This window comes from Aurantimonas aggregata (genome assembly GCF_010500835.1).
Lineage (GTDB): Bacteria > Pseudomonadota > Alphaproteobacteria > Rhizobiales > Rhizobiaceae > Aurantimonas > Aurantimonas aggregata.
Genome location: NZ_JAAAMJ010000008.1, coordinates 116,145 through 131,167, shown reverse-complemented (window position 1 = coordinate 131,167; position 15,023 = coordinate 116,145). Strand labels below are relative to the sequence as shown.

The following is a 15,023-nucleotide window of genomic DNA, read 5'->3' as shown; positions in this document are numbered from 1 at the left end:
CATGGCCAGCAACGGCAAAGTCAACGGCGCCGGCCAGCCGCATCGTTCGGCCCCGGCACAGAACGGCAAGGCCTACAGCTTCGTCGACCACACGTTCGACGTCGTCGTCGTGGGCGCCGGCGGCGCCGGCCTCCGCGCGACGCTCGGGGCGGCGCAGGCCGGCCTGAAGACCGCCTGCATCTCGAAGGTCTTCCCCACCCGCTCGCACACCGTCGCGGCGCAGGGCGGCGTCGCCGCCTCGCTCGGCAACATGGGCGCGGACGACTGGCGCTGGCACATGTACGACACCGTCAAGGGATCGGACTGGCTGGGCGACCAGGACGCCATCGAATACCTCGTCCGCGAGGCGCCCAAGGCGGTCTACGAGCTCGAGCATTTCGGCGTGCCGTTCTCGCGCACCGAGGACGGGCGCATCTACCAGCGCCCCTTCGGCGGCATGACCACCGACTACGGCAATGGCCCGCCGGCACAGCGCACCTGCGCCGCCGCCGACCGGACCGGCCATGCCATCCTGCACACGCTCTACGGCCAGTCGCTGCGCTATTCCTCGGAATTCTTCATCGAGTATTTCGCCATCGACCTGATCATGGACGAGGAAGGCGTCTGCCGCGGCGTCGTCGCCATCAACATGGATGACGGCACGATCCACCGCTTCCGCGGCAAGAAGACCATCCTTGCCACCGGCGGCTACGGCCGCGCGTATTTCTCGGCGACCTCGGCCCATACCTGCACCGGCGACGGCGGCGGCATGGTGCTGCGCGCCGGCCTGCCGCTGCAGGACATGGAATTCGTGCAGTTCCACCCGACCGGCATCTACGGCGCCGGCTGCCTGATCACCGAGGGCGCCCGCGGCGAAGGCGGCTACCTGACCAATTCCGACGGCGAACGCTTCATGGAGCGCTACGCCCCCTCGGCCAAGGACCTCGCCTCGCGCGACGTCGTTTCGCGCTCGATGACCATGGAAATCCGCGACGGCCGCGGCGTCGGCAAGAACAAGGACCACATCTTCCTGCATCTCGACCATCTGGATCCGGCCGTGCTGCACGAGCGGCTGCCGGGCATCTCGGAATCGGCGCGAATCTTCGCCGGCGTCGACGTCACCCGCGAGCCGATCCCGGTGCTGCCGACGGTCCACTACAACATGGGCGGCATCCCGACGAACTATCACGGCGAGGTGCTGACCAAGAAGAACGGCGACCCGGATTCGGTGGTGCCCGGCCTGATGGCCGTCGGCGAGGCCGGCTGCGTCTCCGTCCACGGCGCCAACCGGCTCGGCTCGAACTCGCTGATCGATCTCGTCGTCTTCGGCCGCGCCGCGGCGCTGCGCTGCGCCGACACGGTGACGCCCGGCGAGGACCAGCCGGACCTGCCGGTCGGCGCCGGCGACAACTCGCTCGCCCGTCTCGACCGCTTCCGCTACGCCAATGGCGGCACGCCGACGGCGGTGCTGCGCGACCAGATGCAGCAGACCATGCAGTCGAACTGCGCGGTGTTCCGCACCGGCGAGATCCTCGAGGAAGGCCACGAGAAGATCCACCAGGTCTGGGCCGGCTCAGAGGACGTCAAGGTGACCGACCGGTCGCTGATCTGGAACACCGACCTGATCGAGACGCTGGAATACGACAATCTCATCGCCCAGGCGGTGGTGACGATGGATTCGGCCCGCAACCGCACCGAGTCCCGCGGCGCCCACGCCCGCGAGGATTTCCCCGATCGCGACGACGCCAACTGGATGAAGCATACGCTGTCCTTCTGCGACACGGTGGGCAAGACCGTGACGCTGGAAGACCGGCCGGTGCACACCTACACCCTGTCCAACCAGATCGAATATATCGAGCCGAAGAAGCGGGTGTACTGAGGCACGGCGGCGAGGAGCCGCGAGATCGGCCGGCCGTGCGCCGGCTGGTCAGGGACATCGTTGCCGCGACGCGTGACCCGCCTGGGCTGCCACATCGCGGCTGCGACCCTAAGTCTGGCTGGGGACACCTTTTCACCGGCCCGAGCAAGCGGCCGGATCAAGCAATTCGGAGGAATCATGGACAAGTTAACGCGCGCCGGCCTTGCCGGCCTGACGATCCTCGCGCTCGGCGCCCTGCCGCTCGGCGCGCATGCTCAGAGCGATCCGGCCCCCGCCGCCTCGGAAGCACCAACTGAATCGACCGGCAGCGACGCCGCGCCCGACCCGGCCGCGACGGAAACGCCGCAGGACCCCGCAGCCTCGGGCGGCGATGCCAGCGATATCACCCCCTCGGGCGGACCCGGTGGCGGGACGACGACGACCGATGACGCGTCAGACGATGCGGAAACCGATGCAGAGGACGAGACGAGCGAACAGCAGTCGGGCCAGCCCCGCAATGCCGTGGGCGACAAGTTCGAGCTGCCGCGCGTCTCGAAAGGCAACCAGGTCGAGCTGATCGCCGGTCTCTGCGGCGTGCAGATGAAGCAGATGACGCCGCTGGCCTGCACCTGCCTTGCCGAACAGGCGCTGGAGAAGCTGTCCGATCCGCAGCGCGACTATCTGATCGCCAGCGCCGTCGCGCCGCCGGTGGCCGAGCGGATGCTGGGCGACGGGCGCGTCGGCCAGCCTGACCAGGCGATCATCTTCGCGTTCCTCAACGCCACGTCGGAGGCCTGCGTCACCGGCCGCTTCGTCGAGCCGGCGGAAGGCACGGCCCCGCAGGCGACGCCGCCCGCGACTGCCCCTTCACCGGACGGCGCCGCGCCGGCCGACGGCGCCGCGCCCGCCAACTGATCAAGACCGGGGAGCCGGCGACAGCCGGTTCCCCGTCCGTTCACACCGCTAAAAACCCGCCACCCGGATCAACGCTCGACTCCCTGGTCCTGCAAGCCGAATGACGCCGGGCGCGTTTGCGACACGGCGTGAAGCGCCGCGCGCCGTCGCCGAGGCAGGGGGCAGGCGCGATGCCGGTATCCGTGAAACCCCGCTCGGCCAGATCGAGGATCGCTGCCGAAACCGGCGAAACCACCCGATAATTCAACCGATTCAATGGCCCGCTGCGCGGTTTCGTCTCTGGCGTTTTGCACCGCAACCTTTATGTTGCGAACGATTCCAATCGCACTGATCCCCACCTGAAACTGGACTGATCATGGTCGAGCTTGCGCTTCCGAAAAACTCCACCCTCACCAAAGGCAAGGTGTGGGACCGGCCGCAGGGCGCGACCAATGTCCGCGAGTTCAAGATCTACCGCTGGTCGCCGGACGACGACGCCAATCCCCGCACCGACACGTTCTATGTCGATGTCGACGATTGCGGGCCGATGGTCCTCGACGCGCTGCTGTGGATCAAGAACAAGGTCGATTCGACGCTGGCGCTGCGTCGTTCCTGCCGCGAGGGCATCTGCGGCTCCTGCGCCATGAACATCGACGGCGCCAACACGCTGGCCTGCACCAAGGGCATGGACGAGGTCAGCGGCGCCATCGCCGTCTACCCGCTGCCGCACATGCCGGTGATCAAGGACCTCGTCCCCGACCTCACCGTCCCCTATGCGCAGCTGCGCTCGATCGAGCCGTGGCTCAAGACCGAGACCCCGGAGCCCGAGCGCGAATGGCGCCAGAGCCATGGCGACCGCGAGAAGCTCGACGGGCTCTACGAGTGCATCCTGTGCTTCTGCTGCCAGACTGCCTGCCCGTCCTACTGGTGGAACGGCGAGCGCTATCTCGGGCCCGCCGTACTGCTGCAGGCCTATCGCTGGCTGATCGATTCCCGCGACGAGGCGACCGGCGAGCGTCTCGACGACCTCGAGGATCCGTTCAAGCTCTATCGCTGCCACACCATCATGAACTGCACCCAAACCTGCCCGAAGGGGCTCAATCCGGCGAAAGCCATCGCCGAGATCCGCACGATGATGGTCGAGCGGCGGGTCTGACAGGCACGGCGACTGACGCAGCACGGCCACACCTGGCCGTGAAACGGCCCTCCGGGTCCGCCCCGTCGCCGACCTGCCCGCTTGCGGTCATCTTTCTGCGGTCACGGATACGTCATGAAGACGATCCGATCCTCACGCCGCCTTTCGCTCTCCGCCATCGTGTTGTTGCCACCGCTCGCCCTTGCCGGCTGCGTCGGCACCGGCACCGAACTGGAGGAAGCGATCACGCCGCTCAGCTACGGCCCCAGCCAGGAATGCCTCGCCCGGGCGATGTATTTCGAGTCCAACCGCTCGAGCGAGAGCGGCATGCTGGCGGTCGGGACCGTGGTCATGAACCGCGTCAATTCGGGCGAGTATCCGAAGGATGTCTGCGCCGTGGTCGCGCAGCCCAAGCAGTTCGCGCCCGGCGTCATGACCCGCACCATGGGTGCCGGCAAGGACCTCGCCATGAAGACCGCCCACCGGGTGCTATCCGGCGAACGCCACGAGCCGGTCCGCGATGCGCGGTTCTTCCATACGGCCGGCCTGTCGTTTCCCTATGGCAACATGCACTACACGGCGATCGCCGGCGGCAATGCGTTCTACGAAAAGGTCTCGCGCCGTCATCGCCCGGACTTCAAGCACGCCTCGCAGGCCGAAGTCGCAGCCGCTGGTGCATCGGGAGCGATCGACGGGATGCGGCAGGGCGTGACCGCCGCTGCGCCCGCGCCGACGGCGGCAGCCATCAAGCCGGTGCGCAAGCCGGCCGAGCAGAGCCCCTTCATGGCGATGTGGAACGGCCTTGCCCGCAAGGATGCGCCGAAACCAGCAAGCCCTCCGGTCGAGCTTGCAGCACCGGCGGCCGATGTGAGCGTGGCACAGGCAACGACCGCAAAGGATGCCGCTTCGATCACGCCGGTCGCGGACGCCACGCTGCCCGGGGTGACGACCGCGACGGCCGTTCCCGCCGCGGAGACGCAGATAGCCGCATCGCCTTCGACCGGGAATGGCCTGGCCGAACGCGGCGGTCGCGTTGCCAGCCCGACACCGCGACCCTAACCTTCGGCGCTTTCCGGAAGCTGCCAAGGGTCGCCCAATGATCATCGACCGTCCCGCCGCCGCGACGACCGCCGCCGCCGTCGGGCCGATCCTCTACGCCCGCGGCGGCGATGACGAGCAGCATTCCCTTGCGGCGCTGCTTGTTCTGCCGGAGGGCGCCCTCCCCCCGGAACTGCTACCGGAGGACGGCGCGGCAGCCGTGCCGATCGTGCTGGCAAGCTGCTTCGGGCGGACCGTCTGGCGCTACGATTTCGCGTTGCCGGCCGACCGCACTGCCACCTATCGGCTGGGCGACCAGCAGTTCACCGTCGCCTCGCCGGCCGCCAGCGACCGGCGCATCGTCTATGTCTCCTGCAACGGCCAGGAGACCGGCGATCTCGACCGCGAGGATGGCGAGCGCGACGCGATGTGGACGCGCCTTGCCGCCGAGCACCGGCGGACGCCCTTCGCGCTGATGCTGCAGGGCGGCGACCAGCTCTATGCCGACGACGTCCTCCATGCCCATCCGAGCGTCGAGCGCTGGGCGACCGCACCGCGCGACGCGCGCGGCGACATCGCCTTCGAGCCGGCGGCGGACGACGCCGTCCGGCGCTTCTATTTCGAGCGCTATATCGGCAATTTCGGCCGCGCGGCGATGCGGACCGTTGCTGCCGAGATCCCGTCGGTGATGATGTGGGACGACCACGACATCATCGACGGCTGGGGCAGCCATCCGGCAACGCTGCTCGACAGCCCCATCGGCCGCGGCCTCTTCGCCGCAGCCCGCGACATGTTCCTGCTCTTCCAGGTCGCCGCGACCGATGCGGCCCTGCCGTCGACCGTCATGGACCAGAGCGGCGAGACGCTCGGCCTTGTGCTGCGCTATCCGGACCTGGCGCTCCTCGCGCCGGATCTTCGCAGCGAACGGCGCCCGGATCGTGTAATGGGCCCGGCGGGCTGGGCTCATTTCGAAGCGGCATTGGCGGCAACGCCCCCTTGGGACCGCGTCCTCCTGATGTCCAGCGTGCCGGCGCTTGGCCCACGGCTCAGCTGGCTGGAGGCACTGGCCGACATGCTGCCGGTGCGCAACAAGTACGAAGACGACATGCGCGACCAGTGGCAGAGCCGCGTCCATCGCGACGAATGGGTCCGCTTCCTCTCCTCCTGGCCGAGCGACAGGAAAACGCCGACCAGCCGCTCACCCTCGTCTCCGGCGAGATCCATCTGGCGACACGGGGCGAGATGCTCCTCGCCGACGAGTCGCTGCTGCACCAGCTGGTCGCCTCCGGCATCTCCCATCCGGCGCCGTCGCGGGCCTATCCGGCAATGCTCGGCCTCCTGGCGCAGTGGGGCGAGTCGCCGGTGCCGGGCTATCCGATCCAGCTGCGGCCGCTGCCGGGACAGCGCAGGACTTACGCGGCGGAGCGAAATTACCTCGTGCTGTCGTTCGACGAGGAAGCCGTGGCGGCCGAGTGGGAACTCGAGCGCAGCGGCCGGACGCCACCGCTGGCGATCTGATCCGGCATGCCGCCGAGGTTAACTTATCGGCCCGGCGAGCCGATGAACCATGGCATGAATGCGACGATTTTGACGCAATTGCGCCAGTCTCAGGACGAAAATTCTCCGTGTCGCCCATGTCTTGCGGCAAACCGGCGAAAAGTTCCACGATCTTAGAATGACCCTATTCCCTTCAAGTTTTCGTCACAGGAGTTGCCGAGAGAGGCCCTGTCGAATTCATCGCAGGAAAAATTGAATGAAGCTTCTTCTGAGAACCGCCCTGACCGCGGCCCTCTTTGCCGGCACGCTTGCCGGTGGCTACGCTGTCGGGACGGACGAGGTCGTCGCACAATCACGCCACGCGGCATCAGGCGCCGCATCCTATTACGGCAAGCGTTTCCACGGCCGCACCACCGCCAATGGCGAACGCTTCAACATGAACTCGATGACCGCTGCCCACCGCACGCTGCCTTTCGGCACCAAGGTGAAGGTCACCAACCGCAACAACGGCAAGTCTGTCGTCGTGCGCATCAACGATCGCGGGCCGTTCCACGGCAACCGGATCATCGACCTGTCGCAGGGCGCCGCGTCGCAGATCGGCATGATCAGCTCCGGTGTCGCGAACGTCAGCCTGAACGTCCTCTGAGCCTTCGGCTCGCGACCTGGGGGACCGCCATCGGCGGTCGGGGAGACGGCGCCTTTACGGCGATCCGTCGATACTGAGGGGGGCGAGGACACGCTGCGGCTGTCCTGCCTGTCATGCCGCCCGAGGCGGCCTTCAGCCTTTTCTTCCTGCCCTGCCCATCGCCTGCGACGATACCCTCGCGGCGCAAGAACCCCGTTCTATCCGCTACGCTGGCATCTCCGACGCTTGACAGCCGGCACGCCGCTGCTACCGTCGCGCCCATCCAAGGGGAGTTCCGGCAAGGAACTGAGAGGCTGACGGCCGCCGAAAGGCGCAGCGCGCGGCGACCCTGTGAACCTGATCCAGTTCATACTGGCGTAGGGATGGGAAAGCCGCGAACGATGGACAAAATCGTCATCTGATGAGATGCCGGCATGCCGCCCGCAAGGGAGGCGCGTCGGCACGCGGCCGTTTCGATCACCCACGGCGGGACTGGATCTCCAAGGCGCACAGCGCACGGAGAGACCATGACCATGCCCAAAAAGCCGCAGCCGGCCGTCACCACCGGCTCCCTGCCCGCCTCGACCAAGATCAAGATTCCGGGAACCCTCTTCCCGGAAATGTCCGTGCCGATGCGCGCCATCGCCGTGCATCCGAGCGCCGGCGAGCCGGACCTCATCGTCTACGATGCCTCGGGCCCCTTCACCGACGAGACGATCGAGACCGACATCGCCCGCGGCCTGCCGCGGCTCCGCGAGTCCTGGATCGCGGCGCGCGGCGACAGCGAATTCTGCGCCGCGCGGCCGGTTCGTCCGGAGGACAACGGCAATTTGCCGGCGGAGAAGGTCACGCCCGCCTTTCCGGTTCCGACCGCCCCGCGCCGGGCGATCGATGGCCGCCCCTTGACGCAATACGAATACGCCCGCGCCGGGATCGTCACCGCCGAGATGGAGTATGTCGCGATCCGCGAGAATCTCGGCCGCGCCGGAAAGCCGGCCCCGGTGCGCGACGGCGAGCCGTTCCAGGCGGCGATCCCCGATCTCATCACGCCGGAATGGGTGCGCGACGAGGTGGCTTCCGGACGGGCGATCATCCCGGCCAACATCAACCATCCCGAGCTCGAGCCGATGGCGATCGGGCGCAACTTCCTCACCAAGATCAATGCCAATATCGGCAACTCCGCCGTCACCTCGTCGATGGAGGAGGAGGTCGACAAGCTGGTCTGGGCGATCCGTTGGGGCGCCGACACGGTGATGGACCTCTCCACGGGCCGCAACATCCACAACATCCGCGACTGGATCATCCGCAACGCCCCGGTACCGATCGGCACGGTGCCGATCTACCAGGCGCTGGAAAAGGTCGACGGCATCGCCGAGGCGCTGACCTGGGAGGTCTATCGCGACACGTTGATCGAACAGGCCGAGCAGGGCGTCGACTATTTCACCGTCCATGCCGGCGTCCGCCTCGCGCATATCCCGCTCACCGCCGAGCGGGTGACCGGCATCGTTTCGCGCGGCGGCTCGATCATGGCGAAGTGGTGCCTCCACCATCACCGCGAGAGCTTCCTCTACGAGCATTTCGCCGAGATCTGCGACATCTGCCGCGCCTATGACGTATCGTTCTCGCTCGGCGACGGCCTGCGGCCGGGCTCCATCGCCGACGCCAACGACGCGGCCCAGTTCGCCGAACTGGAGACGCTCGGCGAACTCACCGCCATCGCCCGCGCCAAGGGCTGCCAGGTGATGATCGAGGGTCCCGGCCACGTGCCGATGCACAAGATCAAGGAGAATGTCGAGCTGCAGGTGAAGCTCTGCGGCGACGCCCCGTTCTACACGCTCGGACCCTTGGTCACCGACATCGCCCCCGGCTACGACCACATCACCTCGGCGATCGGCGCGGCGATGATCGGATGGTTCGGCACGGCGATGCTCTGCTACGTGACGCCGAAGGAGCATCTGGGGCTTCCCGACCGCGACGACGTCAAGATCGGCGTGATCACCTACAAGATCGCGGCCCACGCCGCCGATCTCGCCAAGGGCCACCCGGCGGCCAGGTTGCGCGACGACGCGCTGTCGCGGGCCCGTTTCGAGTTTCGCTGGGAGGACCAGTTCAACCTGTCGCTCGACCCCGACACGGCGCGATCGTTCCACGACGCGACGCTGCCAAAGGAGGCGCACAAGGTGGCGCATTTCTGCTCGATGTGCGGGCCGAAATTCTGCTCGATGAAGATCAGCCACGACATCCGTGATGCCGCCCGGCTGGACGCCGAGAAGCAGGACGGCATGGCTGCCATGGCGGAGCGCTACCGGCAGGGCGGCGACCTTTACATGCCTCTCGAACCGGTGGCGGGCGAATAGAGGGAACAGCCGGGCGCGAGGCGGGTTCTTCTGCGAACGAAGAAGGGAGATCCACATGCCAGACCCCGATCCGAAGCCCGAGGGCAAGCCGCCACCACGGGACGCAGAGACCGAAGACGACGGCCTGCTCGACAACGCCATCGAGCGCACCGACAACGCCTTCCATGGCCGCAAGGATGACGAGAGCCTGATCGGCCGCGACATTCCGCTCGACGTGCAGGAAGCGGAAGAAGAGGAAGCCAGGGACGAGGACTGGCGCAACTACTGAGGGACGCCGGTCCCATTCGACGAAAAACCCGCGTCGGTCCTGCCGGCGCGGGGTTTTGCTTGCGGAAGCCCGAAAGCCTCAGCGCCAGTGGCGCACGTCGACGAAGCGGCCGGCGATCGCGGCCGCGGCGGCCATCGCCGGCGAGACAAGGTGCGTCCGCCCGCGATGGCCCTGACGGCCCTCGAAATTGCGGTTCGAGGTGGAGGCGCAGCGCTCGTAGGGCGCCAGGCGATCCTCGTTCATCCCGAGGCACATGGAACAGCCGGGCTCGCGCCAGTCGAAGCCGGCGGCCTTGAAGATCGCGTCGAGGCCTTCGGCTTCGGCCTGCGCCTTCACCAGGCCCGAGCCCGGCACGATCATCGCCGAGACGGTATCGGCGACCCTGCGGCCCTCGACGATGCCGGCAACGGCGCGCAAATCCTCGATGCGGCCGTTGGTGCAGGAGCCGATGAACACCCGGTCGATGGTGATGTCGGTCATCGGCGTACCCGGCGTCAGCCCCATGTATTCCAGCGCCCGCTGCTTGGAGCGGCGCTTGCCCTCGTCGTCGATCGCGGCCGGATCCGGCACGACGCCGTCGACGGCGACGACGTCCTCGGGCGAGGAACCCCAGGAGACGATCGGCGGCAGGCTCGCCGCGTCGAGCCGCACGATCTTGTCGTAATGCGCCCCCGGATCGGAAACGAGCGTGCGCCAGTATTCGACCGCCTGGTCGAACGCCTCGCCCTTCGGCGCACGGGGCCGGCCGGCGATATAGGCGAAGGTCTTTTCGTCCGGCGCGATCAGCCCGGCGCGCGCGCCGCCCTCGATCGACATGTTGCAGACGGTCATCCGGCCTTCCATCGACAGCGCGCGGATCGCTTCGCCGGCATATTCGATGACGTAGCCGGTGCCGCCCGCCGTGCCGATCTCGCCGATGATCGCCAGGATGATGTCCTTGGAGGTGACGCCGTCAGGAATCTGGCCGTTCACCTCGACCAGCATGTTCTTGGCCTTGGCCTGGATCAGCGTCTGGGTGGCGAGCACGTGCTCGACCTCAGACGTGCCGATGCCGTGCGCCAGCGCGCCGAAGGCGCCATGCGTCGAGGTGTGGCTGTCGCCGCAGACGATCGTCGTGCCCGGCAGGGTGAAGCCCTGCTCCGGCCCGATGATGTGGACGATGCCCTGCCGGCGGTCCGCCGCGTCATAGTACTCGATACCGAAATCCGCGGCGTTCTGCGCCAGCGCCTCGACCTGGATGCGGCTTTCCTCGTTCTTGATGCCGAGCACGCGGTCCGGCGAGGTCGGCACGTTATGATCGACGACGGCCAGCGTCTTCTCCGGCTGGCGCACCTTGCGGTCGGTCAGGCGCAGCCCCTCGAAGGCCTGCGGGCTGGTGACCTCGTGGACGAGATGGCGATCGATGTAGATCAGGCAGGTGCCGCCCTCCTGCTCGGCGACCAGATGGTCGTCCCAGATCTTGTCGTAGAGGGTACGCGGTGTGGTCTGGCTCATGTTGGTCGTCCTTGTCGGCGGGAAGGTCCCGGCCGAGCGCGAAGGGTCGGATGGCAATCGGCGAAAGCATCGGTGTCGCGTCGCGGCGAGGCGACGGCACGGGTCCGGCTACTGGCCGCCGGCGACGACCAGACGGTAGAAGAACCGGCCGGGCAGGCGCGCGCGATCGGAGAGCTTGGCGAAGCCCTCGCTCGTCGGCAGCAGCGGCCGCGCCCGCGGTTTTGCGATCCGGAACATGGCCTCAATATAGCAACAGGTGTGACGCCGGACAATCGCACGTCGATGCCGGCATGAAATACGCATGAAACACCGATGCTGCATTCCGCCCGCCCGGGCCGGAAACAGCCGGCTCATCTGTACTTCACAGGGATTCACCATGCGACACAGCTTCATTGTCACGCTCGCGGCAGCATGCGCCGCCCTTACCGCGCTGCCGGCCTTCGGCGACGACGCCGTCCCATCGGCCGAGCGCGGCCACGTCGTCGCCGTCGTCAGCGGCTGCCACGACTGCCATAGTGCCGGCTATCCCGAGTCCGGCGGCATTCTCGACCCGGCAACGGCCCTCGCCGGATCGGGTGTCGGATTTCGCGGCCCGTGGGGCACGACCTACCCCAGCAATCTTCGCCTCGTCGCGGCCGAGCGGGACGAGGCCGGCTTCGTCAAGCATCTCAGTACGCTGAAGACGCTGCCGCCGATGCCGTATTTCAACCTGCATGCCATGCCGGAGACCGACATAAGGTCGCTCTTTCTCTACATCCGGTCGCTGGGCGAGCCGGGTGAGCCGGCACCGGCGTATGTCCCGCCCGGCGAGGAACCGACGACGCCGTACATCGTGTTCGCGCCGCCGACGATGCCGGCTGGCTGAGGATCAGTCCGGCACCGCGAGGCCCTCGATGAAGCGGGGCGTGTGCTTGGCCTCGAAATCGGCCTCGCGCACCAGCCCGTCGAAATGCCGGGTCAGTTCCTGCACCTGGCGCCGCTCGCGGAACGCCATGTAGAAACGGCCGACATAGACCGCGGCCTGCAGCGGACCAAAGATCGTCACCGGCGCCGAGAAGACCTTCTTGCGGTCGAACAGATAGAGCCTGAGCGAGGGGTAGAGCTCCTCGCTCAGGCGCCGCATCCGCTCCAGCTGCGCCCGGCGTTCGGCTGCCGGCAGCCCCCGCCAGTAACCTTCCCCGGCAGCAAAAGCCTCCAGCGAGTCGATCGGCATGGCGATCTCGTAGTCGGTGTCGGGCGCCTGCAGATAGGCGAGGCGCTGGCGCATGTCGGCGATGGCCTGGTCAGAGGTGCGGCCGAGAAAGTCGCCATACTCGAAGCGGAGCACGTCTTCCGATTTCAGCATGTCCGGCAGCGTCGCCGGCACGTGCCTGATCTTGTAGCCGCGCGCCTCCTCATGCCAGCGATACATCGATTCGTCCGACGGCGCCCGCGCCGCTTCCTCTATGCGCATCGCCGCTTCCAGCATGTCGGCGCCGCGCTCGCGCCGGTCGGTCAGGCCGAGCAGCCAGTCGCAGGAAACGCCAAGGGCGAATGCCGCTTCCGCCGCGAACTGCGCATTGGGCAACCTGCCGTCATCGGAGGAGAGAATCAGCGAGACCGTCGAGCGGTCGGCCTGCGTCGCGCGGGCCAGCGCGCTCTTGGAGATGCCGCGGGATGCCATGGCTGCAGTCAGCCGCTCGCGGAACAGCCTCGATCGATCTCTCTTGTCCATTGATGATGATTATCACGATTCCAGAATAATATCTGCAAACGTGACTCTCGGCATGAATATTCGCGGGATTCCGCATGACGCGGTCCTGGCCTAAAAGATCAGTGTCACTCGCGAGCGACGAGCCCTACGCGGCCTTCGTCCCGCACTTCGAACATCACCATCGATTTCGCCGCCGGCCGCGTGCCGCGCGGGCGGTTTCGGCTTGCCAGGAGTCAGCACAATGGAGACACGCAGCCGGAGCCTCGCCAAGGCCGCATCCTGGCAAGCGCTCGGCCTCGTGACCATGTCGCTGCTCGGCTTCCTCTTCACCGGCTCGCTCACCACCGGCGGCGGCCTCGCGCTCGCCTCCTGCCTGCTCGGCTTCTTCACCTACCTGGCGCATGAGCGGCTCTGGGCCGGCATCGGCTGGGGCTGGTCCTCGGCAGTCCGCGCCACGGCAGCGCAAGGCGATCGCGGCGGTTGATTGGCGGCGCGTCAGGAGCGACACGGTCCACCCCCCGCCTGACCCCCAACTGAATTCCTCTTCCCCGAACGCAAAAAGCGGCCACAAGGGCCGCTTTCGCGTCATCTCGAACAGTTCGAGACTTATTCGGCGGCGGCAGGCGCCGTCTTCGCGGCTTCCTTGTCCGCCTTCGCCTTGTCGCGCGCCTCGGTGGCGATCTGGCGGGCGTCGTCGTTCAGCTTGCGCGCGCGGGCATTGGTCGCCTCGACGATACGGGCCGACTTGCCGCGGCGATCGCGCAGGTAATAGAGCTTGGCGCGCCGCACCTTGCCGCGCCGCACGACTTCGACCGAATCGAGCATCGGCGAATACACCGGGAAGACGCGCTCGACGCCCTCGCCGTAGGAAATCTTGCGGACGGTGAAGCTTTCCTGGAAGCCGGCACCGGCGCGGGCGATGCAGACGCCCTCATAGGCCTGGACGCGCGTGCGCGTGCCCTCGGTCACGCGGACGTTCACCCGCAGCGTGTCGCCAGCCGAGAATTCGGGGATCTGGCGGATGGCATTGATGCGAGCAGCTTCGGCCGCATCGAGTTCGGAAATAATGTTCATGGCATAGCCTCAATTCGTTTCATGCCGGAAAGGCGTCTTAACCCCGACATGGCCGCCGTGACGGTCAAGTTATTCTGAGGAAATCGGACTGGCCCTTACACGGCTTCGGGCCGATTGTCACTAGGAAGAGCGCGCAAAAACCGTTGGCAATGTCCTGCTTGGCGGCCCGGGCGCTTGCACTTTTGCTGCCGATCATGCGATGGCGCAGTGCTTCCCGCCTCAACCGCCGCGGAATCTGCCTGCTCGCGCCGGTCTTCGCATATCTCCCGAAAGCCTGCCATGTCGCTTCTGATGATCGCCCTTCTTTTCGTGGCCGGCTTCCTGTCGGGAGCGATCAACGCCGTGGCCGGCGGCGGCACCTTCATCACCTTCGGCACGCTCAGCCTGATCGGGGTTCCGCCGATCGTGGCCAACGCCACCGCCTCCATCGCGCAGCTTCCAGGCTATTTCACGTCGTCGCTCGCCTATCTGAAGGATATCAAGAAGTTCTGGCGCGGCGCGCTGGTGCTGGCGGCGGTGTCCATCGTCGGTTCGCTCGGCGGCGCGCTGTTCCTGCTCTATCTCGACAACGAGGAGTTCGCGGCGCTGGTCCCCTGGCTGCTGCTCGCCGCCACCGCCCTTTTCGCGGCGGGTCCCTGGATCGCGCCGTCGCGCGACCGCGACGAGACGGCGCCCCGCAGCCGCATCGCCGGCCCGATCGTGCAGTTCCTCACCGCGATCTATGGCGGCTTCTTCGGCGCCGGCATGGGCATCATGATGCTGGCGACGCTCGGTCTCACCGAAAGCGGCGACTACCATCGGCTCAACGCGCTGAAGAACGTCCTGGCCAACGTCATCGCGATCGTCGCCATCGTCGTCTTCGTCTCAGGCGGGGTCGTCTACTGGGTCGGCGCGCTGGCGATGATTCCCGGCGTCGCGCTGGGCGGCTATGCCGGTGTCTGGATCGCCCGGCGCGTGCCGCAGATCGCGGTGCGCTGCTTCGTCGTCGCCGTCGGCCTTTTCCTCGCCGGCTATTACTTCGTCACCGGCTGAAACCGTGGACAGTGCCGCGTCCTGGCTGCGGCGCGCGGCGGCTGGTGCTAGGCTTCCCGGATGGAGACCGGAGATGACC

15 protein-coding genes and 1 riboswitch are annotated in these 15,023 nt (G+C 67.3%); of the genes, 11 read left to right on the top strand and 4 right to left on the bottom strand.

The window, feature by feature from the left end; all coding sequences use genetic code 11:
• Position 1: 1 nt before the first annotated feature.
• From sdhA to GTW51_RS12510, 8 genes are all read left to right on the top strand, one after another.
• The gene (gene sdhA, locus GTW51_RS12545; RefSeq protein ID WP_163044271.1) at positions 2–1,858 is read left to right on the top strand and encodes a succinate dehydrogenase flavoprotein subunit; all 1,857 of its coding nucleotides are present in this window, start codon (positions 2–4) and stop codon (positions 1,856–1,858) included.
• Positions 1,859–2,035: 177 nt separating this feature from the next.
• Positions 2,036–2,752 carry a hypothetical protein gene (locus tag GTW51_RS12540; RefSeq protein ID WP_163044270.1) on the top strand — a complete coding sequence of 239 codons (717 nt, stop codon included), beginning with the start codon at positions 2,036–2,038 and terminating at the stop codon, positions 2,750–2,752.
• A gap of 355 nt (positions 2,753–3,107) precedes the next feature.
• Positions 3,108–3,887 (top strand): succinate dehydrogenase iron-sulfur subunit, encoded by a 780-nt coding sequence (locus tag GTW51_RS12535; RefSeq protein ID WP_163044269.1) that lies wholly within the window; start codon positions 3,108–3,110, stop codon positions 3,885–3,887.
• A 114-nt stretch (positions 3,888–4,001) separates the two neighbouring features.
• The gene (locus GTW51_RS12530; protein ID WP_163044268.1) at positions 4,002–4,925 is read left to right on the top strand and encodes a cell wall hydrolase; all 924 of its coding nucleotides are present in this window, start codon (positions 4,002–4,004) and stop codon (positions 4,923–4,925) included.
• Positions 4,926–4,962: 37 nt separating this feature from the next.
• Entirely contained in the window at positions 4,963–6,444 is a 1,482-nt protein-coding gene (locus tag GTW51_RS12525; RefSeq protein ID WP_246233048.1) for an alkaline phosphatase family protein, read from the top strand.
• A gap of 213 nt (positions 6,445–6,657) precedes the next feature.
• The gene (locus GTW51_RS12520) at positions 6,658–7,047 is read left to right on the top strand and encodes a septal ring lytic transglycosylase RlpA family protein (protein ID WP_163044267.1); all 390 of its coding nucleotides are present in this window, start codon (positions 6,658–6,660) and stop codon (positions 7,045–7,047) included.
• Positions 7,048–7,302: 255 nt separating this feature from the next.
• Positions 7,303–7,427, top strand: a riboswitch (TPP riboswitch).
• Positions 7,428–7,553: 126 nt separating this feature from the next.
• A complete protein-coding gene (gene thiC / locus GTW51_RS12515; protein WP_163044266.1) occupies positions 7,554–9,383 on the top strand; it encodes a phosphomethylpyrimidine synthase ThiC in 1,830 nt (609 codons plus the stop codon).
• A 55-nt stretch (positions 9,384–9,438) separates the two neighbouring features.
• Positions 9,439–9,651, top strand: coding sequence for a hypothetical protein (locus GTW51_RS12510; protein WP_163044265.1), 213 nt, complete (start codon positions 9,439–9,441; stop codon positions 9,649–9,651).
• Between the two features lie 78 nt (positions 9,652–9,729).
• On the opposite strand, the gene leuC is transcribed toward GTW51_RS12510, so the two are convergent.
• Together leuC and GTW51_RS23555 are read right to left on the bottom strand one after the other, a co-directional pair.
• Positions 9,730–11,145: a 3-isopropylmalate dehydratase large subunit gene (leuC, locus tag GTW51_RS12505; RefSeq protein ID WP_163044264.1), complete on the bottom strand. Its 1,416-nt coding sequence runs from the start codon at positions 11,143–11,145 to the stop codon at positions 9,730–9,732.
• Positions 11,146–11,253: 108 nt separating this feature from the next.
• Positions 11,254–11,499, bottom strand: coding sequence for a hypothetical protein (locus tag GTW51_RS23555; protein ID WP_203566050.1), 246 nt, complete (start codon positions 11,497–11,499; stop codon positions 11,254–11,256).
• Positions 11,500–11,521: 22 nt separating this feature from the next.
• Here GTW51_RS23555 and GTW51_RS12500 point away from each other — a divergent pair, with 22 nt between their 5' ends.
• Complete coding sequence (locus tag GTW51_RS12500) at positions 11,522–12,010, top strand: cytochrome C (protein WP_163044263.1); 489 nt, start codon at positions 11,522–11,524, stop codon at positions 12,008–12,010.
• 3 nt (positions 12,011–12,013) lie between these two features.
• On the opposite strand, the gene GTW51_RS12495 is transcribed toward GTW51_RS12500, so the two are convergent.
• Positions 12,014–12,859, bottom strand: a complete 846-nt coding sequence (locus tag GTW51_RS12495) for a transcriptional regulator (protein WP_163044262.1) — start codon at positions 12,857–12,859, stop codon at positions 12,014–12,016.
• A 220-nt stretch (positions 12,860–13,079) separates the two neighbouring features.
• On the opposite strand from GTW51_RS12495, the gene GTW51_RS12490 reads away from it, so the two are divergent.
• A complete protein-coding gene (locus tag GTW51_RS12490; protein WP_163044261.1) occupies positions 13,080–13,322 on the top strand; it encodes a DUF2061 domain-containing protein in 243 nt (80 codons plus the stop codon).
• 122 nt (positions 13,323–13,444) lie between these two features.
• Here GTW51_RS12490 and rplS read toward each other — a convergent pair whose 3' ends face one another.
• Complete coding sequence (gene rplS, locus GTW51_RS12485) at positions 13,445–13,912, bottom strand: 50S ribosomal protein L19 (protein ID WP_163044260.1); 468 nt, start codon at positions 13,910–13,912, stop codon at positions 13,445–13,447.
• Between the two features lie 279 nt (positions 13,913–14,191).
• Here rplS and GTW51_RS12480 point away from each other — a divergent pair, with 279 nt between their 5' ends.
• Complete coding sequence (locus GTW51_RS12480; protein ID WP_163044259.1) at positions 14,192–14,944, top strand: sulfite exporter TauE/SafE family protein; 753 nt, start codon at positions 14,192–14,194, stop codon at positions 14,942–14,944.
• Positions 14,945–15,023: the final 79 nt, after the last annotated feature.

Excerpts from the sequence above, each read along its gene's own strand:
- sdhA (WP_163044271.1), top strand. The coding sequence starts at position 2 with ATGGCCAGCAACGGCAAAGTCAACGGCGCCGGCCAGCCGCATCGTTCG.
- GTW51_RS12540 (WP_163044270.1), top strand. The coding sequence starts at position 2,036 with ATGGACAAGTTAACGCGCGCCGGCCTTGCCGGCCTGACGATCCTCGCG.
- GTW51_RS12535 (WP_163044269.1), top strand. The coding sequence starts at position 3,108 with ATGGTCGAGCTTGCGCTTCCGAAAAACTCCACCCTCACCAAAGGCAAG.
- GTW51_RS12530 (WP_163044268.1), top strand. The coding sequence starts at position 4,002 with ATGAAGACGATCCGATCCTCACGCCGCCTTTCGCTCTCCGCCATCGTG.
- GTW51_RS12525 (WP_246233048.1), top strand. The coding sequence starts at position 4,963 with ATGATCATCGACCGTCCCGCCGCCGCGACGACCGCCGCCGCCGTCGGG.
- GTW51_RS12520 (WP_163044267.1), top strand. The coding sequence starts at position 6,658 with ATGAAGCTTCTTCTGAGAACCGCCCTGACCGCGGCCCTCTTTGCCGGC.
- thiC (WP_163044266.1), top strand. The coding sequence starts at position 7,554 with ATGACCATGCCCAAAAAGCCGCAGCCGGCCGTCACCACCGGCTCCCTG.
- GTW51_RS12510 (WP_163044265.1), top strand. The coding sequence starts at position 9,439 with ATGCCAGACCCCGATCCGAAGCCCGAGGGCAAGCCGCCACCACGGGAC.
- leuC (WP_163044264.1), bottom strand. The coding sequence starts at position 11,145 with ATGAGCCAGACCACACCGCGTACCCTCTACGACAAGATCTGGGACGAC.
- GTW51_RS23555 (WP_203566050.1), bottom strand. The coding sequence starts at position 11,499 with ATGAGCCGGCTGTTTCCGGCCCGGGCGGGCGGAATGCAGCATCGGTGT.
- GTW51_RS12500 (WP_163044263.1), top strand. The coding sequence starts at position 11,522 with ATGCGACACAGCTTCATTGTCACGCTCGCGGCAGCATGCGCCGCCCTT.
- GTW51_RS12495 (WP_163044262.1), bottom strand. The coding sequence starts at position 12,859 with ATGGACAAGAGAGATCGATCGAGGCTGTTCCGCGAGCGGCTGACTGCA.
- GTW51_RS12490 (WP_163044261.1), top strand. The coding sequence starts at position 13,080 with ATGGAGACACGCAGCCGGAGCCTCGCCAAGGCCGCATCCTGGCAAGCG.
- rplS (WP_163044260.1), bottom strand. The coding sequence starts at position 13,912 with ATGAACATTATTTCCGAACTCGATGCGGCCGAAGCTGCTCGCATCAAT.
- GTW51_RS12480 (WP_163044259.1), top strand. The coding sequence starts at position 14,192 with ATGTCGCTTCTGATGATCGCCCTTCTTTTCGTGGCCGGCTTCCTGTCG.